Raw genomic sequence first — 21,373 nt, 5'->3', positions numbered from 1 at the left:
CGTCAATTCTGCGCTCCGCCCGTGGCATTGCGGAAGGCAGCCTCGTTGATGCTGACACCCAGCTCGGCCTGACGCTTGGCGACATATTGCACCAGGATGTCCTCGCTGACGCTCGACGAGAGCGCCCGCTCGAAATTGCCAGCTTCCTGCGTGGTGCGGACGTAAGGCGGAACGGTCGCCGAATCGACCTTGAACAGGATGCGCCCGCCATCTGTGCCGGCCGCCGAGCCGCTTTTGCCGGCGGCAGTGCCGAAGATCTGGCTGACGACGGTAGCCGGCAGCTCCGGGCGCTGGTCCTGACGGCCGATATCGGCGGCGGTCTCGATGGTGAGCCCGACTGAGGCGGCAACCACGTCGAAGTTCTCGCCCTTGTCGAGCCGCTCGGTCAGCTCACGCGCCTTGGCGGCGAGCTTGGCCGCCGTCTCGTCGGCGCGCCACTGCTTCTCGACCTCGGCCTTGACCTCATCGAAGCCGCGCTCGCGCGCCGGGTCGATCTTGGTGACGTCGAACCAGACATAGCCGGTTTCGCGCGGCAGGCGGATCGCCTCGTTATCGACGCCGATATCGGAGCGGAAGATCGCCTGCAGCGTCGCGTCGCCGCCCGGCAATGCCTCTTCCTTCGAGCCGTCGGGCCGGCCGAGCGTGGCGTTCAGCGGGCCGGCGCTGCGCAGCTTCAGGTTGAACTCCTTGGCGATCTCGGCGAGCGGCTTGGCGGCGGCGCGCTGGTCCTCGATCTTGTCGTGTAGCTCGGTGATATGCCCGGCCGCGCGGCTGGTCGCGATCTCCTGCTTCAGCTCGGCGGCGACCTCCTCGAACGGGCGCACATGCGCGGTGTCGACCTTCGTCACACGCAGCAGCACCGTGCCGAAGGCGCTGGTGACCGGTGCGCTGACGCCTTCCTGCTCGAGGGCGAAGGCGGCCTCGCGCACGGCGGCGTCGAAGACCTGATCGCGGGTGAAAGTGCCGAGCGTCAGGTCGTTGAAGGCGACGTTCCGCTCGGTCGCGATCTCGTCGAAGGTCTCGCCGCCGTCGATCTTGGCCTTGGCAGCCTGGGCTTCTTCGACATTCGGGAAGGCGATCTGCTGAATGGTGCGGGTCTCGGCCGTGGTGAAGCGCTGGGCCTTGACCGCCTCGTAGCGCGCCTTGGCCTCCTCATCCGTGACCTTGGCCGGATCGGCGAGTGCGTCGGCCGAGATCGCGAGGATGTCGGCCGAGCGGTACTCCGGCGCGCGGAAGGCGATCTTGCGGTCGTTGAAGAAGGTCTTGAGCTGGTCCTCGGTCGGCGCCGCGATCTCGCCGGCGGCGCTCGCAGGCATCCGCGCGAAGGTGACGGCGCGCTTCTCGTTGCGCAGGCGGCTGCCGAGCTCCTGCAGGGCAAGCGGGGCGGTGAGGCCACCGACCAGCATCTCGGAGAGCTGCTGGCGCAGGATGGTCGAGCGCTGGAGCGCGACATAGCTCTGTTCGGTGTAACCGTTCGAGCGCAGCAGCTCGTTGAAGCGTGCCGAAGAGAACTGGCCGGCGGCGTCGCGGAAGACCGGATCGTCGAAGATCAGGTTGCGGATCGTGTCGTCGGAAACGGCGAGCCGCATGCCCTGCGCCGTCTGGTCCAGCGTCGCCTCGGTCAGCAGGCGAGAGAGCGTCTGGCGGTCGAGGCCGAGCGCGCGCGCCATCTCGGGCGAGATCTGGCGGCGCTGCTGGCGGATCAGGTTCTGCAGGTCGTTCTGATAGGCCTGGCGCATCTGCTCGAGGCCGATCTCGGTCTTGCCGACCTTCGCCACCTCGTTCCGCCCATAGCCGCGGAAGATGTCTCCGACGCCCCAGATCGCGAAGGCGAGGATCAGGACGCCGAACATGACGCTGACGACGAGCTTGCCGAGAAAACCCTGACTCGCCTTGCGGATGCCCTGCATCATCATGGAAGCTGTCTTTCCCTGAACCTGTTCGTGGCGCGGATTTATGCCCTGCGCGCGTCTGTTTCGGCGCTGCTTATAGGAACCGGCGGCGAAAGCCGCAATCGCCGTAGCGGAATCGTGTCGCGAGGTCGCATGCGATTGCGGCGGCGGGCGCGCGTTGCTAGAGCGCAGCGATCAATTTTCGGAGGAAAGACGTGACGCGCAGCATCAGGCCGCTGGTAGCCGGCAACTGGAAGATGAACGGCCTCAAGGCCGATCTCGCCATCGCAGCCGAGGTCGCGAAGGGCTACGACGCCGCGCTGAAGCAGGGTGTCGATATCGCCATCTGCCCGCCCGGCACGCTGCTGTTCACGACTTCGGCCACCCTGATCGGCACACGCATCGCCACCGGCGGGCAGGATTGCAGCACGCAAGGCTCCGGCGCCTTCACGGGTGAGCTTTCGGCCGCGATGCTGGCCGATGCCGGCGCGAGCTTCTGCATCGTCGGCCATTCCGAGCGCCGCACGCTCCATGGCGAGAGCAATGCGACGGTCAAGGCCAAGGCCGAGGCGGCGCAGAAGGCGCTGCTGGTGCCGATCGTCTGCGTCGGCGAGACCAAGGACGAACGCGAGGCCGGCAAGGCACTCGCCATCGTCGAGGAGCAGCTGCGCGGCTCGATTCCGGAAGGATCGACGGCGGGCACGCTCGTGGTCGCCTACGAGCCGGTCTGGGCCATCGGCACCGGCCTGACGCCGACGGCAGCCGACGTCGCCGAGATGCATGCTGCGATCCGCACTGAGCTCGGCCTCCTCATCGGCAAGGCCGCGGCGGCCGGCGTGCGGCTGCTCTATGGCGGCTCGGTCAAGCCTTCGAACGCGGCCGAACTGATGAACGTCGCCCATGTCGATGGCGCGCTCGTCGGCGGGGCGAGTCTGAAGGCCGAGGAATTCCTGGCGATCGCTCGCGCCTGCAACGGCTGAGCCGGAGCAGGGCGCGGGGCTGATCGGCCGTCACTGAGGGGTGGCGCTGTCGGCGCACGCATGTTATGTGCGCCGCCGAATTCGCCTCGACCTTTCGAGGAGGAGCGGGTGGCCCTTGCCGGCAGCCCGCGCCATATCCATTTCGTGAGACCATGCAGAACGTTCTCATCGTCATCCACCTGATCATCGTCGTCGCGCTCGTCGGCGTCGTGCTGCTGCAGCGCTCGGAGGGTGGCGGCCTCGGCATGGGCAGCGGCGGTGGCGGCGTCGGCGGCTTCATGACCGGCCGTGGCCAGGCCAATGCGCTGACCCGCGCAACGGCGATCCTCGCGGCTCTCTTCTTCCTGACCTCGATCGTGCTGGCCGTCATGGCCAATCGCGGCCGCGTCCAGCGCTCGATCATCGACGGTGCTCCGGCGACGACCGCGCCTGCGACCCCTGGCGCGCCCGCGGCTCCGAGCGCCCCGAATGCCGGCGTGCTCGACCAGCTCCGCCAGATGCAGAACCAAAGCCAGGGCGGCGCACAGCCGCCGACGCCGCCAGCGGCGCCGCAGCAGTAAGCAGGGCAGGGCCGGGAAACCGGCCCTTCTCTTTTGAGTTTGGAGGGGCCGGGCGACCGGCCTTCTCTTTTGTGGACAAGCGCTCAGGGCAAGGCGGGACTGCACTGAACGCGCTTAGCGAATCGAACCCGTGGCGATAGAGGTGAACTCCCATGACGCGGTATGTTTTCATCACCGGCGGCGTGGTGTCCTCGCTTGGCAAAGGCCTGGCGGCGGCGGCTCTCGCAGCCCTTCTGCAGGCTCGTGGCTATAAGGTCCGCCTGCGCAAGCTCGACCCCTACCTCAACGTCGATCCGGGCACGATGAGCCCGTATCAGCACGGCGAGGTCTTTGTCACCGACGACGGCGCCGAGACAGATCTCGACCTCGGCCACTACGAGCGCTTCACCGGCCGGCCCTGCAACAAGGGCGACAACATCACCACCGGCCGCATCTACATGGACATCCTGACCAAGGAGCGCCGGGGCGATTATCTTGGCGCGACCATCCAGGTCGTCCCGCATGTCACCAACGCCATCAAGGAATTCATCCTCGACGGCAACGAGGATTACGACTTCACGCTGGTCGAGATCGGCGGCACTGTCGGCGACATCGAGAGTCTGCCCTTCCTCGAAGCCATCCGTCAGACCAACCAGCAGCTGCCGCGCGGCCAGTGCATCTTCATCCACCTGACGTTGCTGCCCTACATTCCGACCGCTGGTGAACTGAAGACCAAGCCGACCCAGCACTCGGTCGCCGAACTGCGCTCGATCGGCATCCAGCCCGACATCCTGCTCTGCCGCACCGACCGCGAGATCCCGCGCGAGGAGCGCCGCAAGCTCGCGCTGTTCTGCAATGTCCGCGAGACGGCCGTCATCGAGGCCCGTGACGTCGCCTCGATCTATGACGTGCCACTGTCCTACCATGCGGAAGGGCTCGACAACGAGGTGCTCGCCGCCTTCGGCCTCGATGCTTCGAGCGAGCCGGACGTCACCAACTGGAAGCGCATCTCCGAGCGCGTGAAGAACCCCGAGGGCGAGGTCACCATCGCCGTCGTCGGCAAATACACCGGCATGAAGGACGCCTATAAGTCTCTCATCGAGGCGCTGACGCATGGCGGCATCGCCAACAACGTCAAGGTCAATCTCGACTGGATCGAATCCGAGGTCTTCGAGAAGGAGGATCCCGCGCCCTTCCTCGAACATGTCCACGGCATCCTGGTGCCGGGCGGCTTCGGCCATCGCGGCGCCGAGGGCAAGATCAAGGCGGCGACCTTCGCCCGCAATCGCAAGGTGCCGTATTTCGGCATCTGCTTCGGCATGCAGATGGCGGTGATCGAAGCGGCGCGCTCGCTTGCCGGCATCGACAACGCCAACTCGACCGAATTCGGCCCGACCCAGGAGCCGGTCGTCGGCCTGATGACCGAGTGGATGCGCGGCAACGAGCTGGAGCAACGCGCCGCCGACGGCAATCTCGGCGGCACCATGCGGCTCGGCGCCTATGCCTCGACGCTCGCCGCGGGCTCGAAGATCGCCGAGATCTACGGCTCGACCGAAATCTCCGAGCGTCATCGCCACCGCTACGAGGTCAATATGGGCTATCGCGAGCGGCTGGAGGCGAAAGGCATGCGCTTCGCCGGCCTGTCGCCGGACGGCCTGCTTCCGGAGACGGTCGAGTATCCCGACCATCCCTGGTTCATCGGCGTGCAGTACCACCCCGAGCTGAAGTCTCGCCCCTTCGAGCCGCACCCGCTCTTTGCGAGCTTCATCGAGGCGGCCAAGGCCCAGAGCCGGCTGGTCTGATCCGGCGCCGGCCCGACATGCGGCAGCCGCTTTAAGGCGCGCGGTCGATGTGTTGGCAAAGAGTCGGTCGCCCCGCTCGCTGTCCGCAAGGGCGAGTGGCGATCTGCTTTCCCGGAATCACCGTCGCCCAGAGGTGACGGTGTTTGCTCCAAGACGACCATCCGCGGGGCCGGGAGTTCGGGGTCGGCGAACGCCCCGACCGCGACCGTTATCAACTCCGGCCTTCGCGACGGCTCCGAGAAGACCGTGCTTCCGCAGTGGGGACAGAAATGGTTCAGGACGCGAAGGCCGCTATCAGCTGGCCGGCCATACTCGGAAAATGACTACGGCTCCGCGTGCAAAGACGGGCGCAACGCCCTAAGGCGCTGCCTGTTCGCATCTGGCACTCGCGGCAATGACAGAGCGCGACGATGGCCGGTTCTCCCTGACAAGCGACGCGCAACTGGCCGCAACTGCAGCGCCTCTCCCGGATCGCCATGCGGTTCATCCTCCCTTCGAATGACGGCTGACGCAGTTTTTCGGATAGTATTGGCGGCGCGCGGCAACCGTAGGTATATAGTGGCCATCGGGCGGGCATCGGGCAGGGTGGCATGACGATCTCCATGGCGGGCCTGCCCGCGTTCCTCCTCTATTTCGCCGTTGGCGCGGCGCTGATCGCCGCTTTCGCGGGGCTCTATCTGCGCATGACGCCGCATGACGAGATCGCCCTGATCCGTGATGGCAATCTCTCGGCGGCAGTTGCGCTCGGCGGCAACGTCGTCGGCTTCTCCTTGCCGCTGGAGCAGGCAATCTCCCAGGCGAGCAGCATTCCCGACTGCATCCTCTGGGCGGTGGCGGCGATGGTCATCCAGTTCGCGGCCTATGGTCTCGCGCGCCTCCTGATCCCCGAGCTGTCGCGGAAGATCGAGGAGGACGGGTTGCCGTCGGCCGTGATGCTCGCGGTCATCGCCGTGGTGTCCGGAACGCTGGCCGCGGCCAGCATGACGGAATGAGGCGGCCATGAAGCGCTCGTCCCAGATCGGGCTCGCTGCTGCCGGTGTCCTCCTCGTCGCCACCGTCTGGTCGATGACAGGGGACGAGAGCGAGGAGAACCTCGTCTACAACAATTTGAGCGACTGCCGCGCGAGCGGTCAACTCAGCGCCCAGCAATGCGAAACGGCCTTCGCCGAAGCGACGGCCACGCGGCTCAAGGATGCGCCGAAGTTCCGCAATCAGAACGAATGCGAGGCGCAATACGGCGCCAATGGCTGCAGCTCGGCAAGCATCGGCGGGGCGCAGTATTTCATCCCCGCACTCGCCGGCTTCATGCTGGCGCGCGGCCTGGCCGGCGCGCAGCCGCTGCTGCCGCCCACCACCGCTGCTTGCCCGCCGGGATCGCCGCTGCCGGAATGCCAGCAAGCGCGCAGCGGCAGCTCGTCATCGGGCTCCTCCGGCGGGAGCAGTTCGTCCAGCAGCAGCCGTTCGCGGGCCTATTCGAAGACAAGCGGACGCGGCGTCACCGCAGCCTTTGCGACGGGTGCGCGGAGTGGCAGCGCCGCAACGACCAGTGTCTCCTCCCGCGGCGGCTTCGGTTCGATCGCGCGCTCCTATTCCTCGCATTCCTCGTCCTGAGATGCGCCGCGTCACCCTCCCGCCACGCCCGGACTGGACCGACCAGGTCGAGCGTCTGGGCTTCGCCTTCCACACCATCGACGGCGAGACCTATTGGGACGAAAGCGCTGCCTATGCCTTCAGGCTCGACGAGATCGAGCGGGATATCGAAGCGCCGACAGAAGCGATCGAGCAGCTGTGCTTCGCCTTCATCGAGAAGGCATTGGCGAGCGAGGAAATCCTGGGCCGCCTCGCCATCCCAGCCGAGCATTGGGACTATATCCGCCGGAGCTGGCAGCGCGGCGAGCGCAATCTCTATGGCCGGCTCGACCTCGCCTATGACGGGCATGGGCCTGCCAAACTGCTCGAATACAACGCCGATACGCCGACGGCCCTGTTCGAATCGAGCGTCGTGCAATGGGACTGGCTGGAGCAGGCGATGGGGCGCGGCGCGATCCCGAAGGGCTCCGACCAGTTCAATTCGCTGCACGAGCGCCTGATCGCCGCCTTCGCGGCGTTGCGCGAGCCTTCTCCCTACCGCCTGCATTTGACCTGCGTGCAGGGCAGTGCCGAGGACAAGGGCACGGTCGACTACCTGACTGACTGCGCCGTCCAGGCCGGTCTCGATGCGCGCTTCACCTATATCGAGGAGATCGGCCTGCTCTCGGATGGGCGTTTCTGCGACGGCTCCAACCAGCCGATCGAGACGCTGTTCAAGCTCTATCCCTGGGAATGGCTGTTTCGCGAGAGCTACGGCGGGGCGCTCGCCGGGTCGCAATGTCAATTCGTCGAGCCGCCCTGGAAGGCGCTGCTCTCCAACAAGGGGCTGCTCGCCTGTCTCTGGGAGATGGAGCCCGGCCATCCCAATTTGCTGCCGGCCTTCTTCGAGGGCGATCCGCGTTGTGCGACGCTGTCGGCGCGCCGCGTGCGCAAGCCGCTCTATTCGCGCGAGGGCGCCAACATCACGCTGATGGAACGCGACCGGGTGCTCGACAGCGATGACGGCCCCTATGGCGCGGAGGGTCATATCCTGCAGGATGCGGCGAGCAACCTGTTCTCGGCCGACGGAAACTACGCCGTTCTCGGCTCCTGGCTCGTCGCCTCGCAGCCCTGCGGGCTTTGCCTGCGCGAGGATGCCTCGCCGATCACCAAGAATACCTCGCGCTTCCTGCCGCACTTCATCGAGCCATAAGCGCGGCAGGCACATGACCGCGCCGTGAAGTGTTGCTAGCCTTGGGTTCCTGACGCCTGTCGAAAGAGCCTGCCATGCCTGCCACAGCCTCCACGCCCCGCGGCCTCGACCATCTCGTCATCGGCGTGCGCGATCTCGATGCCGCATGGCGCTTCTACGAGAAGCTCGGCTTCCGCGTCGGTACCCGCAATCGCCACCCTTGGGGCACCGAGAACCGAATCGTGCAGTTCCCGGGCTCGTTCCTTGAACTCGTCACCATCGCCGACCAGAGCGCGATCCCGCCGCATGGCGAACGCCTCTTCTCCTTCGGCGCCTTCGTTCGCGATGCGCTGGCCGGGCAGGGGGAGGGGCTCTCGATGCTGGTGCTGGAAAGCACCAATGCCAAGGCCGACGCGGCCACGTTCCAGGCTGCCGGAATCGGAGATTTCGAGCCTTTCTTCTTCGAGCGTCAGGGCACGCGGCCGGACGGTTCCACTGTGCGGGTCGCCTTCGAACTCGCCTTTGCAGCCGATTCCCGCGCGCCTGAATGCGGCTTCTTCGTCTGTCAGCAGCTCGAGCCGCAGAACTTCTGGAACCCGGATTTCCAGCAACATGAGAATGGCGCGACAGCTCTGACCTCGGCCGTGATCGTCGCTGAGGAACCGGCGCTGCACCGGGCCTTCCTCACCACCTTCAGCGGTGGCGCCGAGGTGCTGGAAGGCAATGAGGACTATGTTCTCGCTTTGCCGCGCGGCCGCATCGACGTGCTCGATCCCGAAGCTGCCCTTGGCGCCTATCAGGTCGAGCCGGACACCACGCCTGCCCGGTTCCTCGGTTTCTGCGTCGCGGTGCCGAGCCTCGATGCGATGGCGGAGCGCCTGACCGCGGCCGAGATTCCCTTCGTGCAGAACGAGGAACGGCTCTTCGTCCAGGCAGAGGATGCCATGGGCTGCATGATCGCCTTCGAGCAGATCTGAGCCTGCCGCCACGCTGCCGGGCGTCAGCCCCTTCACGCGATAGGGGCTGACTCAGCTCTTGACCTCGACCGGCGGCAGCGAGGCCAGGAGCCCGATCAGCGCGCGATCGTGCAGCACGACCATGCGCTCCTTCGGTTTGAGCCAGATCGCCGCGTCGTCGACCGTCTCGGCATCGACGAGCTTGGCCTGGGCGACGGCACGGTCCGGCTCGATCTCGCCGCGCCGGCGTGACTGGCCATAGGGCAGCATCAGCTCATGGGCGTGACGCAGCTCGGCATCGGCGTGAAGCGCCTTGATGCCATCGGCATCGTCGAAGCCGGCCTTCTCGAACTCGGCCTGCAATTCGTTGGCGCGCAGCGCGATGGCCGGAGGAGCGCCTTCCTCCGGCGTCATCAGCAGCTTGTGGCGCTTGAGCCAAAGGCCGATCGCGAGCTGGCCAGAGGCCCAGGACAGCGGAATCGCCAGCACGAGGCCGACGATCGTCGGCGACATCCAGGCGAAGAGCGAGGTCGCGATCATGAACGCCGACAGGCCTGTCACGACGCCGAGCACCGTATGGGTGCGGTGGCGGCGGATGATGTCCTTCAGCGGAATGGAGCCATCGTCGCGGCGCTGCGGATTCCAGCCCGTGTCGCGGCCGAGCAGGATCTGGAAGACCGAGCCGGACTGGATCAGCATCATGATCGGCGCGAAGAAGGCGGAGAACAGTACCTCGATCAGGGCGGAGACCACGAGGCGAATCGCGCCGCCGCCGGCACGCCGCAGCTTGTTGTTGAACAGCGTCAGCAGCAGGCCGAACAGCTTCGGCGCCAGCAGGATCGCCATGGTCAGCGCGAACAGGCGCAAGGCGCGTTCGGGGTCGAACCGCGGCCAGACCGGGAAGAGCGTGAATTCCTGCGTGAAATACTCGGGCCTGGCGTAGTTGACCTGCAACACGATCAGGATACCGACGACCAGCTGCATCAGCCAGAGCGGCGAGGCGAGATAGCCCATGATGCCGGTGGCGAAATGCTGGCGCGTCGGCGCCACGAAGCCCTTCGCACCCATGATGCGCGAATGCTGAAGGTTGCCCTGGCACCAGCGCCGGTCGCGGACGGAGATGTCGATCAGCGAGGGCGGGCTTTCCTCGTAAGACCCCGTCAGGTCCGGCAGCATGTAGACAGACCAGCCGGCACGGCGGATCAGCGCTGCCTCGACGAAGTCATGGCTCAGCACATGGCCGCCGAAGGGCGGCTTGCCCTTGAGATCGGGCAGGCCGCAATGGTCGGCGAAGGCCTTCGTCCGGATAATGGCGTTGTGGCCCCAGTAATTGCCGTCGCGTCCGGACCACATAGCGAGGCCGGTGGCGATGACGGGGCCATAGACACGCGCCGCGAACTGCTGCAGCCGCGCGAAGAAGGTGTTGCGGTTGATGATCAGCGGCAGCGACTGGATGATGCCGGCGTCGGGGTCGGCCTCCATCGCGGCGGCAAGCCGCACGATGCAGGTGCCGGTCATCAGGCTGTCGGCATCGAGCACGACCATGTGCTCGTAGAGGCCGCCCCAGCGCGTCACGAAATCCGCGATGTTGCCGGCCTTACGGTGATGGTTCTTCGGGCGGTGGCGGTAATAGATGCGGGAATTGGGCCCGATCCGCTCACGCAATGCCAGGAAGGCGCGCTCCTCTGCCACCCAGACATCCGGATTGGTCGTGTCGGAGACGATGAAGTAGTCGAAATGGTCGCCGAGCCCGGTGGCCTCGACCGACTCGCGGATGGCGGCCACCGCCGCGAAGATGCGTGCGGATGATTCGTTGTAGATCGGCATCACCACCACGGTGCGATGCTTCAGGCTGTCCGCCCGCTCCGCACGACCGGCGCCGAAGAGCACGCCGAAGAAGCCGAGCAGGGCGCTGGTGAAGGCGAGGGCGATCCAGGAAAAGTTGATCGTGAACAGCACGAGCAAGGCGTACTGCAACGACGTCGTGCGGCTGACCGACACGACGTTGTACATCTCCCAGGCGCCATAGGCCGTGAGCGCGAAGCCGCCGCCGAAGACGAACAGGCGCTTCAGCCAGGGCGTCTTCCAGTTGGCCGGCGCCGCAGGCTTGCGCCGTTCGGAGGCGCTCCAGCTCCGGAAGGACTGAACCGGCATGATCAGCCGGTCTTCGGGCGGAGTGGCAGGTTCGCGGGCGGGGTTGAAGCTGCGCGCCTCGGTTTCCGCGATCTCCTGGCGGGGCGCGGTTACCACGTCCATCGGTTCAACCATGTTTCCGAGACGGGCTGGCCGCCGGATTGCAGGACGAGCCTGAGCTCGGAGAGCGCTTCGGTGCCCGGATCGACCTCGAACCCGACGCGCATCATCTTGCGCTCCGGATAGGGCCAGAGCCGGACGCCATGCACCGCGCCGGGCTGCGCGGTCACGGTTGCCCGCGTCGAGGCGATCAATCCGGCATCGCCGAGCTTGTCGCCGGCGAATTCGACGATGAAGCGGCGGCGGCGACCCTGCGAGCCCTTGCCCTGCCGGGTGCGGGTCGCGATCGCAAGCGGCGGCCGGTCGGGCGGCTGCCAGCACCAGGCCTGTCGATAGCTGATCGAGGTTTCGCTGCCGGCAGCCAGCGGCTGCTTGGGCCGCCAGTACATGATGATGTTCTTGTTCAGCTCGGAGTCGCTGGGGATCTCGATCAGCTGGACGGAGCCCGCGCCCCAGTCGCCGAGAGGTTCGTTCCAGACGCTGGGCCTGAGCTCGAAGCGCTGGTCGTCGTCCTGGAACGCGGTGGGATCCCGCTCGCGCTGCACCAGGCCGAAGCCCTTGGGGTTTTCGTCGACAAAGGAAGAGACCTGCAATGTCGCGGGGTTGCTCACCGGCCGGTAGATCCATTCACCACCGCCCGACTGCATCTGAACGCCGGAAACCTCCCCGATCGACGGCCTGAGGTCGTCGAAAGTGCGCCGGCTTTGCGGGCCGGAGAGGAAAGTCGCGCTCGTGCAGCCGAAGCCGACATGCTCCAGCGCCTGCCGGGCGAACAGCGTCATCTCGACGTCGATGAAGGTCACGTCGCCCGGGCGCAGCGTCATCCGCGCCGCGCCGGTCACGCTCTCCGAATCGAGCAGTCCGTGGATCACCAGCGAGCCGGTGGCCGGGCTCGGCCGCTCGATCCAGAAGGCGCGGAAGAACGGCAACTCCTCGCCGCGCTGCTCGCCCGGCCGCAGGATGAGCGCGCGCGACATCGCGCCGAAATTCTGGCCGCGGGCGAGCGCTCTGAAGAAGGTGGCACCCTGGAAGATCGCGACCTCGAACGGCCGCTCGAGCCCGGCCGCGATCCGCATGCCGGAGAATTGCAAATCGGCATTGGCCGGGGGAGGTGTGACGCGGCCATAGTCGAACTTGGCGCGATCGAAGCCGACGCGGCGCACGGTGCCGTCCTCGACCGTGAACAGGCTGACGGGGATGGAGAACACAAAGCCGCGATGCAGTGGCTCGACGGTGAAGCCGCGATTCTCACCGGCCCAGATCGTCGCCTCGGGACGCGTGCGAATCCCGGCGAACTGGTCGGCCGGAAGCGTCGCATAACCTTCGGGAAGGTCGGACGCTCCAAGCGGGATCAACGGACGCTGTGCCAAGGTGCGGGCGGCATCGACCACCAGGGCCGGGTCGAAACGCTGTCCATCGGCGAGAGCGGGAATGTTAAGGGCGGCCGCGCCTGCCGGCGTCTGGGCCGCAGCCGGCGCGGCGAGAGACAGCAGGGCCGCCCCACCAGCCGCGCCCTCCAGAAACTGTCTGCGATTCAAGGGATTCGACATCTTTTCCAAACTGCGCGGACGACGCCCTCGTCCTCCGCGCTTCTAGATCATTTCCAGTTCGGCTGAAAAGCGGTTCCGATCAGGAAATTAGTGGTGATCGCACCCGCTGGAGAGGGTATCCCAGACCGACTTGTAACGGCGGATGAACGGCGGCCGTCTTCGGGACGCCCTCATTTTGCCATTTCGACTTTGGCAAAAGCCGCAGGGATCGGCTATCCACGCCGCCTGCAACGCCAGCATGCGCGAAAGCGACCGTGAGGAGCGGGCAGAAATCCAGTCATGCCCGCAGGGGAAACGACAAAGATGACCGAAATACAGCCGGCTCGCTCTTGCCTTGCGATCGTTCTGGCGGCCGGCGAAGGCACCCGCATGCAATCGCGCACCCCGAAGGTGCTTCATCCCGTTGCCGGTCTTTCCATGCTGGGCCATGTCCTGTCCTCGGTCTCGCAGGCCGGCGCGGACGCCGTTGCCGTCGTGGTCTCATCCGAGCGTCCGGAGGTCGGCGAGGAGGCATTGAAGCTCCTTCCCGCGGCGCGGATCGCGACGCAGCACGAGCGGCGCGGAACCGCCCACGCCGTGCTGGCGGCCAAGGAAGCCTTGAAGGACGGCCACGGAGAAATCCTGGTGGCCTTCGCCGACACGCCGCTCGTCCGGCCGGAAACCTTCCTGGCGCTGCGCGGGGCGCTGGCCGGCGGAGCGGCGGTCGCCGTCCTCGGTTTCGAGGCACGCGACCCGGCCGGCTACGGCCGGCTCGTCGAGCATGATGGCCACCTCGAGGCGATCGTCGAGCACAAGGATGCGACATCGGCGCAGCGGAAGATCAAACTGTGCAACGCCGGCCTCATGGCGCTCGCCGGCGAGCACGCCCTGGCGATTCTCGAAGCGATCGACGACGAAAACGGCCAGCGGGAATTCTACCTGACGGACGCGGTCGCAATCGCGCGGTCGCTTGGGTTGGACGCCGTCGTCCTGAGGGCACCGGAAAGCGAAGTCCAGGGTGTCAACGACCGGGTGCAGCTGGCCGCGGCAGAAGCGGAATTCCAGCGGCGCACGCGCAACGCGGTCATGCTCGGCGGCGCGACGCTGATCGCCCCGGAAACGGTCTTCTTCAGCTTCGATACCGAGATCGGCCGCGACGTCGTGATCGAGCCCAATGTGATCTTCGGACCGGGCGTGCGCATCGCCGACGCTGCCTTGATCCACGCCTTCTCGTATCTCGAAGGCGCTTCCATAGGCCAGGGGGCGAATGTCGGCCCCTTCGCCCGGCTGCGGCCGGGCGCGAGGCTTGCCGAGCGGTCGAAGGTCGGCAACTTCGTCGAGGTGAAGGCGTCGGATATCGGCCCGGGCGCCAAGGTCAACCATCTGACTTATATCGGGGATGCGACGATCGGCGCAGCCGCCAACATCGGCGCCGGCGCGATCACCTGCAACTATGACGGCTTCGCCAAATCGAAGACGACGATCGGCGCGAATGCCTTTATCGGCTCGAACTCCTCGCTGGTTGCGCCGGTGTCGATCGGCGAGGGCGCCTATATCGGCTCCGGCTCGGTCATCACCAGAGACGTTGCCCCGGATGCGCTGGCCATCGGCCGCGGCCGCCAGGTCGAGAAGGAGGGCTGGGCGCAAACGTTCCGCGCGGAAGCAATGGCGCGGAAAGCGGCCAAGAAGGCCGCGGAATAGTCGGAATTCCGAGAGAAGCTGGCGAACGGCCTTTCACAGTTCGTCATTTAGATTGATTGGGCAACCGCTTCTTCTGCAGCTAAGCGGTATCGCCAGCAGCAACTATTCGAAGGGTTCGCCCATGTGCGGCATCGTCGGGATTTTGGGCAAGGAAGCGGTAGCGACGCAGATCGTCGAGGCGCTGCGGCGACTCGAATATCGCGGCTATGATTCCGCGGGCGTCGCGACGTTGGAGGCCGGTCAGCTCGCCCGTCGCCGCGCCGAGGGCAAGCTCAGGAATCTCGAAGTCCGCCTGTCGACCGAGCCGCTCGACGGGCTGATCGGCATCGGTCACACCCGCTGGGCCACCCATGGCAAGCCCAACGAGACCAACGCCCATCCGCACGCTACAGCGAAGCTCGCCGTCGTCCATAACGGCATCATCGAGAACTTCCGCGAGCTGCGCGCCGCGCTGCAGGCCGACGGCTACGTCTTCGAGACGGAGACCGACAGCGAGATCGTCGCCCATCTCGTGACCCGCGAGCTCGATCGCGGCAAGTCTCCGGCCGATGCGGTCCGCGCGAGCCTGCCGCTCCTGCACGGGGCCTTCGCGCTCGCCTTCCTGTTCCACGGCCAGGAAGATCTGCTGATCGGCGCCCGCAAGGGCTCGCCGCTCGCGGTCGGCATCGGCGACGGCGAGATGTATCTGGGCTCCGACGCGCTGGCGCTGGCGCCCTTCACCAATCTGATCGCCTATCTGGAGGAGGGCGACTGGGTCGTGCTCAACCGCCGCGGCGCGACGTTCTACGACAAGACCGGCGCGGAGGTGGAACGCCGCGCCCAGCGCGTCGCGGCCGGAGCCTTCCTGGTCGAGAAGGGCAATCACCGCCATTTCATGGCGAAGGAGATCTACGAGCAGCCGGAGGTCATTGGCCATACGCTGACGCAGTATCTCGACATGGCCAATGGCGCGGTGCGCCTGCCCTTCGGCGACAAGATCGACTGGAAGGGCCTCTCGCGCCTGACCATCAGCGCCTGCGGCACCTCCTATTATGCCGGCCTCATCGCGAAATATTGGTTCGAGAAGCTCGCCCGCCTGCCGGTCGAGATCGATGTCGCGTCCGAGTTCCGCTACCGCGAGGCGCCGCTGCCGGAGCACGGCCTCGCGCTCTTCATCTCGCAGTCCGGCGAAACCGCCGACACGCTGGCCGGGCTGCGCTACGCCCGCCAGAACGGGCAGGCCATCCTCTCGGTCGTCAACGTGCCGACCTCGACCATCGCGCGCGAGAGCGATGCGGTCGCGCAGACGCTCGCCGGCCCCGAGATCGGCGTCGCCTCGACCAAAGCCTTCGTCTGCCAGCTCGCGGTTTTCGCTTCGCTCGCGCTCGCTGCCGCTCGTGCCCGCGGCACGCTCTCGGCCGAGGAGGAGGCTGGCCATGTGCAGCACCTGATCGCGCTGCCCGGTCTGATCGCCAAGGCGCTGGAGCTGGAGCCCGAGATCGAGAAGCTCGCGCGCGAGCTCTCCAAGTCCAAGGATGTGCTCTATCTCGGCCGCGGCACCAGCTTCCCGCTCGCGCTTGAGGGAGCCCTGAAACTGAAGGAAATCAGCTATATCCACGCGGAAGGTTATCCCGCAGGTGAGCTGAAGCATGGGCCTATCGCGCTGATCGACGAGGACATGCCGGTCATCGTCGTCGCGCCGCATGACGCTCTCTACGAGAAGACCGCCTCGAACATGCAGGAGGTCGCGGCGCGCGGCGGCCGCATCATCCTGATTACCGACGCAAAGGGCGCCGCCGAATGCGGCATCGAGCCCGAGGCGACGATCATCATGCCCGACATGGATCCGACCTTCGCGCCGATCGTCTACGCCCTGCCGATCCAGATGATCGCCTATCAGACGGCCGTCTTCATGGGCAAGGACGTCGATCAGCCCCGCAATCTGGCGAAGTCCGTCACGGTGGAGTGACGTGGAGGGTGCGGCGCATGCCGCATCCTGCCAGCGCCGGGTATCAATGGTCGGGGCGGGTCGAGACGTAGAGGCCCGCACCGATCAGGCAAATAGCCGTCGTCGCCAGCGCGATCGGCGGCGCGCTTGTTTGCGTCAGCAGCACGAAGCTCAGCACCATCGATCCACAGGCGGCATATTTCGCCCGCCGGGCGATGGCGCCGGTCTCTCGCCAGCGCTTGACGTGCGGGCCGAGCTTCGGATGACCTATCAGCCAGGTCTCGAACCGCGGCGAAGAGCGCGAGAAGCACCAGGCCGCGAGAATCAGGAAAACGGTGCCGGGCATTACCGGCAGCATCAGCCCGACGATACCGAGTGCCGTGAAGACCCAACCGGCCGCAAACAGAAGCGGCCGCGGCCAGCGGCTTTGCGGCCGATCGTCGTCGCTCACGGCCTCGTCCTTGCTTGCATGAAGCGCGGGGCTAGAGCATTTCCGCGTTTCTCCGAATCGCGGAAATGCTCTATCTCTTTGTTTTGGCGCATTTTCTTTACGCGAACCGCTCGAAAGTTCTCTAGCGGATAGCTCCGCCTCGCTTATCTTGTCATATCGCGGCGCGAGACTGCGTCTGCAAGCAGGCTGGAGGCCGCGCCGGTGCCCAGGGGAGAGAGATGACCGCCGGCCCTTCCGATCCCCGCCTCATTCTTCCGACGGAAATCCTGCGCCCGACCTGGGGCGCGCGGCTGCGCCGCTATTTCCTGACCGGCCTCGTCATCGCCGCGCCGCTCGCCATCACCGCTTCGGTGACGTGGTGGTTCATCAATTTCATTGACGGGCTGGTGAAGCCGCTCATTCCGAACTCATACTTGCCCGACGCCTATCTGCCTTATCCGATACCCGGTTTCGGCCTCATCATCGCGCTGGTCGGGCTGACGCTGCTCGGCTTCCTCACCGCCAATCTCGTCGGCCGCTCGCTCATCCGCGCCGGCGAGGCGATCCTCGACCGCATGCCGGTGGTGCGCAGCCTCTACAAGGGCGTGAAGCAGGTTTTCGAGACGATCTTCTCGCAGTCGGGCACCTCCTTCCGCAAGGTGGGGATGGTGCAGTTTCCGCAGCCCGGCATGTGGTCGATCGTCTTCATCGCGCAGGAGGCCGCGCCCGACATCGCCGGACGCCTACCGGATGGCGAGGAACAGATCGGCGTCTTCCTGCCCTGCACGCCGAACCCGACCACGGGCTTTTTCTTCTACCTGCCCCGGCGCGAGGTGGTGGAGCTCTCGATCTCGGTCGAGGACGGCGCCAAGCTCATCATGTCCGCCGGGCTGATCCAGCCCGGAGAGCAGAACGGCAAGCCGAAGATCGAAACGAAACCTCCGGTCACCGCTTGAGCGGCACCCAGATCTCGACGGTGCCGTTGCCGGTCGCGCCGTCGAAGCGCTCATCCATCACCTCGAGAGTGACGCCCATCGCCGGTTCTCGCCCCGATTTCGGGAACCAGTCGCGCCAGATCACCTCATAGGTCTGCTTGATGCCGGTGATATGGCCGCAATGCTCGAAGACGGCGCAGAGCTGCTCGGGCACGCTGAGCCGAACGAACTCGTCCGGAAGTCCGCCGAAGGAGGAGACCTCGGCCCCCGCGATATAGTCGAAGGCGCCGTTGTCATCGCAGTTATAGCTCGCGCCATAGGCGATATAGCCGCGCTGGCCGGGGATATGGCCGAAATGCGGGGCGACCTTCTGCCAGAGCAGCGGGATGCCTTGCGTCTTGTCCATCGAGAAATGGCCGCTGAACCCGGCGATCAGCATAGGTTTGCCGGTGGCGATGCGCGGTTCGGCGATGGGGGCAGGGGTGATGTCATGCATGTTCAACGACTCCACGAGAGCGAGCGATGAGAGGTCGCGCCGGGCGCGCAGCTCTTCCGGCGTGATGCCGAACTGCTCACGAAAGGCGCGGGTGAAGGCTTCGTGGGAGCCATAGCCCCAGTCGAGCGCGACCGTGAGGATATCGGGCGCGCCACCGGCGAGCTGGCGTGCTGCCTCCGACAGTCGGCGCTCGCGCACATAGCGCATCACCGAGCGGCCGGTCGCCACGCCGAAGGCGCGGCTGAGATGGAAGCGCGAGACGCCGCTGACCTCAGCGATCTCGTCGAGCGTGAGCTCGGCGGTAAAGCGGCTCTCGATGCACCAGATGGCTGCCTTGACCGGGTCCATGCTCTCTCCACGAAGCGCCGACACCATGGCGCAGGCAAGACGGCCGCGCTTGATCAGGATTGCGGTGGGACCACCCCGTCATTCTCGGGCGCAGCGAAGCGCAGACCCGAGCACCTCTTTCAGAAGGAGGCTCCCGGGCCTCCGCGTCAGGAGATGCTCGGGGCAGGCCCGAGCATGACGACCAAGCCTATCCCGCCCTGAGCAGCCGGATCGCGACATCGCGCTCGAACAGGTAGAGCAACACCCGGATCGCCTGGCCGCGCGGTGTCTCCAGATGCGGGTCGCGCTCGATCAGGAGCCGAGCATCGTCGCGGGCGGCCGCCAGAAGGTCGCCATCGGTCTCGGGGCGGGCGATGCGCCAGTCCGGCGAACCCGACTGTTTGGTGCCGAGCACCTCGCCTTCGCCGCGCAGCCGCAAATCCTCCTCGGCAATGCGGAAGCCGTCCTCCGTCTCGCGCATGATCGTGAGCCGCGCCTCGGCGACCGGCCCGAGCGGCCCCTTGTAGAGCAGGAGGCAGGTCGAAGCGGCTGAGCCGCGCCCGATGCGTCCGCGCAACTGGTGCAACTGCGCGAGGCCGAAGCGCTCGGCATGCTCGATCACCATGACGCTGGCATTGGGCACGTCGACGCCGACCTCGATGACGGTGGTCGAGACGAGAATGCGCGTCTCCCCGGCGACGAAGGCGGCCATGGCGGCGTCCTTCTCGCGGCCGGGCATCTGTCCGTGCAGCAGGCCGACCTTGGCGCCGAAGATCTCCTGCAGCGCTTCGTAACGCTCCTGCGCGGCGGCGACGTCGAGCGTGTCGGATTCCTGCACGAGTGGGCAGACCCAATAGGCCTGCGCCCCGCTCTCGACCGCCCGGCCGATGGCGCCGACGACCTCGTCATAGCGTTCGGAGGAGATGGCGCGGGTGACGATCGGCTTCCGGCCAGCCGGCTTCTCGGAGAGGATCGAGACGTCCATGTCGCCGAACCAGGTCAGCGACAGCGTGCGTGGGATCGGCGTCGCGGTCATCACGAGAACGTCCACCGCTTCGCCCTTCGATCCCAACAGCAGGCGCTGGTGCACGCCGAAACGGTGCTGCTCGTCGACGACGGCGAGAGCGAGATCATGGAAGGCGACGCCCTCCTGGAACAGCGCATGCGTGCCGACGGCGATGTCGATCGAGCCATCCGCCAGCCCGGCGAGCACCTGCTTGCGGCCGGCGCCTTTCTCGCGCCCGGTCAACAGGGCGAGCTTGAGCCCTGCCTGCTCGGCCAATGGCGCCAGCCTTTCGGCATGCTGGCGGGCGAGGATTTCGGTCGGCGCCATCAGCACCGATTGCCGCCCGGCTTCGGCGGCCGCCGCCATCGCCATCAGCGCGACCACGGTCTTGCCCGAGCCGACATCGCCCTGGAGCAGGCGCAGCATCTTCTCGGGCCGGGCCATGTCGGAATGGATATCGGCGATCGCCTTGCGCTGGCCCTCGGTCAGCTCGAAGGGCAGGGCGGACTGGATGCGGAAGCGTAGGCCACCATCGCCGGTGGTGGCGCGTCCGGCGATCTTCTTCTGCTGGCGGCGCACGAGGGCGAGCGCGATCTGGCTCGCCAGCAATTCGTCATAGCCGATCCGGCGCCGCGCGACGATGTCGCCCTCGGCCGCCTTGCGATCGGCGGGATGGTGCAGCGCTTCGATCGCCTGATGGAACGAGGGGAAATCGCCCTTGGCAAGGAAAGCGGGATCCTGCCATTCCGGCATCTCCGGGCAGCGCTCCGCAGCGGCCTGCACGGTCCGCATCATCACGCGCGCGCCGATGCCCTCGGTCAGCGGATAGACCGGCTCGAAGGCGGGCAGGGTGGTCGCGAGCTTGGGATCGAGGATGCGCTCGGGATGGACCATCTGGCGCATGCCTTCCCAGAGCTCGAGCTTGCCCGAGATGATCCGGTAGGCACCGATCGGCAGGGTCTGGGCCAGATGCCGGGAATCGGCGTGGAAGAAGACGAGGGTGACGTCGCCGGTCTCATCCTCGACAAGGACGCGATAGGGCGCCTTTTTGCCGGCCGGCGCGGCGCGATGCTCGCTGACACGGGCGGCGAAGGTCGCGATATCGCCGATCGGCGCGTCCGCGATCGTCGGGCTCGGCCTGCGGTCTACCGCACCGGTCGGCAGGTGGAACATCAGATCGACCACGCGCGCAGCCTGCGTCTCATCGCCGAGGAAACGATCGAGAACCTTGCCGAGTTTCGGCCCGACGCCGGAGAGCGCCGTGACGGGAGCAAAGAGCGGATCGAGGATCGAAGGGCGCAAGATGTCTCGCGAAACTGTCAGGAGCGCGAAGATCGCGGTGGCTTGGCCGCTGACTTCACCGGGTTAGGTCGCTATATAACCCGCGCAGGCAGGCTCCGCGACGGGCCGGCCCGTTTGTCATTGCGCCATCCCCCAGGTTTTCGGACCTGACATTTCCTTGCCGAGGTTCCCATGTCCGGCTCGACCCGCTCCAGCGCCGATCTCGACCCGCGCCGCCGCAAGATCCTCTTCCGCGCCTGGCATCGCGGCATGCGGGAGATGGACCTGATCATGGGCCGCTTCGCCGATGACACCATCGCCGGCTTCGACGATGCCGAGCTCGACGAGTTCGAGCGCCTGATCGAGGTGCTGGACCGGGATCTGCTGAGCTGGGTGACCGGAGAAGCCACAGTGCCCGAGAACTACGACACGGAACTGTTCCGCAAGCTCAAGGCTTTCCACCATCACGACAAGCCGATCCATGTGTGAGCGGCCCCATGGCCGTCATGGTCGGGCTTGACCCGGCCATCTCTGAATCGGAGCCCGCTCGTCCCGAGA

Annotated in this window: 18 protein-coding genes and 1 pseudogene; 11 read left to right on the top strand and 8 right to left on the bottom strand. The window is 66.5% G+C overall.

Features of this window, described 5'->3' with window-relative positions; translation table 11 throughout:
- Positions 1–2: 2 nt before the first annotated feature.
- A complete protein-coding gene (locus AC1DE3_RS14495; protein WP_476778348.1) occupies positions 3–1,916 on the bottom strand; it encodes a peptidylprolyl isomerase in 1,914 nt (637 codons plus the stop codon).
- Between the two features lie 191 nt (positions 1,917–2,107).
- On the opposite strand from AC1DE3_RS14495, the gene tpiA reads away from it, so the two are divergent.
- The 3 genes from tpiA to AC1DE3_RS14480 all read left to right on the top strand — a co-directional run bounded on the left by tpiA (position 2,108) and on the right by AC1DE3_RS14480 (position 5,213).
- Entirely contained in the window at positions 2,108–2,872 is a 765-nt protein-coding gene (gene tpiA / locus AC1DE3_RS14490) for a triose-phosphate isomerase (RefSeq protein ID WP_476778347.1), read from the top strand.
- Between the two features lie 152 nt (positions 2,873–3,024).
- Complete coding sequence (gene secG / locus AC1DE3_RS14485; RefSeq protein ID WP_441471045.1) at positions 3,025–3,432, top strand: preprotein translocase subunit SecG; 408 nt, start codon at positions 3,025–3,027, stop codon at positions 3,430–3,432.
- A 152-nt stretch (positions 3,433–3,584) separates the two neighbouring features.
- Entirely contained in the window at positions 3,585–5,213 is a 1,629-nt protein-coding gene (locus AC1DE3_RS14480; protein ID WP_441513291.1) for a CTP synthase, read from the top strand.
- Positions 5,214–5,428: 215 nt separating this feature from the next.
- Here the strand turns inward: AC1DE3_RS14480 and AC1DE3_RS14475 are convergent.
- Both AC1DE3_RS14475 and AC1DE3_RS14470 read right to left on the bottom strand, forming a co-directional pair.
- Positions 5,429–5,491 (bottom strand): annotated as a pseudogene (locus tag AC1DE3_RS14475) (GFA family protein); the annotation flags it as partial.
- On the bottom strand, positions 5,488–5,691 hold the full coding sequence (locus tag AC1DE3_RS14470; RefSeq protein WP_476778346.1) for a GFA family protein: 204 nt from the start codon (positions 5,689–5,691) through the stop codon (positions 5,488–5,490). The gene AC1DE3_RS14470 and the pseudogene AC1DE3_RS14475, both read right to left, overlap by 4 nt.
- Before the next feature lie 112 nt (positions 5,692–5,803).
- On the opposite strand from AC1DE3_RS14470, the gene AC1DE3_RS14465 reads away from it, so the two are divergent.
- The 4 genes from AC1DE3_RS14465 to AC1DE3_RS14450 all read left to right on the top strand — a co-directional run bounded on the left by AC1DE3_RS14465 (position 5,804) and on the right by AC1DE3_RS14450 (position 8,951).
- Positions 5,804–6,205 carry a DUF350 domain-containing protein gene (locus tag AC1DE3_RS14465; RefSeq protein ID WP_476778345.1) on the top strand — a complete coding sequence of 134 codons (402 nt, stop codon included), beginning with the start codon at positions 5,804–5,806 and terminating at the stop codon, positions 6,203–6,205.
- 7 nt (positions 6,206–6,212) lie between these two features.
- A complete protein-coding gene (locus AC1DE3_RS14460) occupies positions 6,213–6,824 on the top strand; it encodes a DUF1190 domain-containing protein (RefSeq protein WP_476778344.1) in 612 nt (203 codons plus the stop codon).
- A gap of 1 nt (position 6,825) precedes the next feature.
- Positions 6,826–7,995, top strand: a complete 1,170-nt coding sequence (locus AC1DE3_RS14455; RefSeq protein WP_476778343.1) for a glutathionylspermidine synthase family protein — start codon at positions 6,826–6,828, stop codon at positions 7,993–7,995.
- A gap of 74 nt (positions 7,996–8,069) precedes the next feature.
- Positions 8,070–8,951: a VOC family protein gene (locus AC1DE3_RS14450; protein ID WP_476778342.1), complete on the top strand. Its 882-nt coding sequence runs from the start codon at positions 8,070–8,072 to the stop codon at positions 8,949–8,951.
- Positions 8,952–9,002: 51 nt separating this feature from the next.
- Here the strand turns inward: AC1DE3_RS14450 and mdoH are convergent, their stop codons facing one another.
- Both mdoH and AC1DE3_RS14440 read right to left on the bottom strand, forming a co-directional pair.
- Positions 9,003–11,186, bottom strand: coding sequence for a glucans biosynthesis glucosyltransferase MdoH (gene mdoH, locus AC1DE3_RS14445; protein WP_441513297.1), 2,184 nt, complete (start codon positions 11,184–11,186; stop codon positions 9,003–9,005).
- Complete coding sequence (locus tag AC1DE3_RS14440) at positions 11,174–12,721, bottom strand: OpgD/OpgG family glucan biosynthesis protein (RefSeq protein WP_476852473.1); 1,548 nt, start codon at positions 12,719–12,721, stop codon at positions 11,174–11,176. Before AC1DE3_RS14440 ends, mdoH begins: the two co-directional genes overlap by 13 nt.
- Before the next feature lie 315 nt (positions 12,722–13,036).
- On the opposite strand from AC1DE3_RS14440, the gene glmU reads away from it, so the two are divergent.
- Together glmU and glmS are read left to right on the top strand one after the other, a co-directional pair.
- A complete protein-coding gene (gene glmU / locus AC1DE3_RS14435) occupies positions 13,037–14,413 on the top strand; it encodes a bifunctional UDP-N-acetylglucosamine diphosphorylase/glucosamine-1-phosphate N-acetyltransferase GlmU (protein WP_476778341.1) in 1,377 nt (458 codons plus the stop codon).
- A gap of 121 nt (positions 14,414–14,534) precedes the next feature.
- A complete protein-coding gene (glmS, locus tag AC1DE3_RS14430) occupies positions 14,535–16,361 on the top strand; it encodes a glutamine--fructose-6-phosphate transaminase (isomerizing) (protein ID WP_441513300.1) in 1,827 nt (608 codons plus the stop codon).
- 43 nt (positions 16,362–16,404) lie between these two features.
- Here glmS and AC1DE3_RS14425 read toward each other — a convergent pair whose 3' ends face one another.
- Positions 16,405–16,791 (bottom strand): YbaN family protein, encoded by a 387-nt coding sequence (locus tag AC1DE3_RS14425; RefSeq protein ID WP_476778340.1) that lies wholly within the window; start codon positions 16,789–16,791, stop codon positions 16,405–16,407.
- A gap of 218 nt (positions 16,792–17,009) precedes the next feature.
- On the opposite strand from AC1DE3_RS14425, the gene AC1DE3_RS14420 reads away from it, so the two are divergent.
- Complete coding sequence (locus tag AC1DE3_RS14420; protein WP_441513302.1) at positions 17,010–17,726, top strand: DUF502 domain-containing protein; 717 nt, start codon at positions 17,010–17,012, stop codon at positions 17,724–17,726.
- On the opposite strand, the gene AC1DE3_RS14415 is transcribed toward AC1DE3_RS14420, so the two are convergent.
- Both AC1DE3_RS14415 and recG read right to left on the bottom strand, forming a co-directional pair.
- On the bottom strand, positions 17,716–18,549 hold the full coding sequence (locus AC1DE3_RS14415; RefSeq protein ID WP_476852472.1) for an AraC family transcriptional regulator: 834 nt from the start codon (positions 18,547–18,549) through the stop codon (positions 17,716–17,718). The genes AC1DE3_RS14420 and AC1DE3_RS14415 overlap by 11 nt on opposite strands.
- A 187-nt stretch (positions 18,550–18,736) precedes the next feature.
- The gene (recG, locus tag AC1DE3_RS14410; protein WP_476852471.1) at positions 18,737–20,836 is read right to left on the bottom strand and encodes an ATP-dependent DNA helicase RecG; all 2,100 of its coding nucleotides are present in this window, start codon (positions 20,834–20,836) and stop codon (positions 18,737–18,739) included.
- A 171-nt stretch (positions 20,837–21,007) separates the two neighbouring features.
- Here recG and AC1DE3_RS14405 point away from each other — a divergent pair, with 171 nt between their 5' ends.
- Entirely contained in the window at positions 21,008–21,304 is a 297-nt protein-coding gene (locus tag AC1DE3_RS14405) for an FAD assembly factor SdhE (RefSeq protein ID WP_476778336.1), read from the top strand.
- Positions 21,305–21,373: the final 69 nt, after the last annotated feature.

The sequence above is a fragment of the Allobosea sp. 10L417 genome (genome assembly GCF_056395485.1).
Note: the sequence above shows the minus strand (reverse complement) of the source record. Positions and strands in the feature narration are given on the sequence as shown.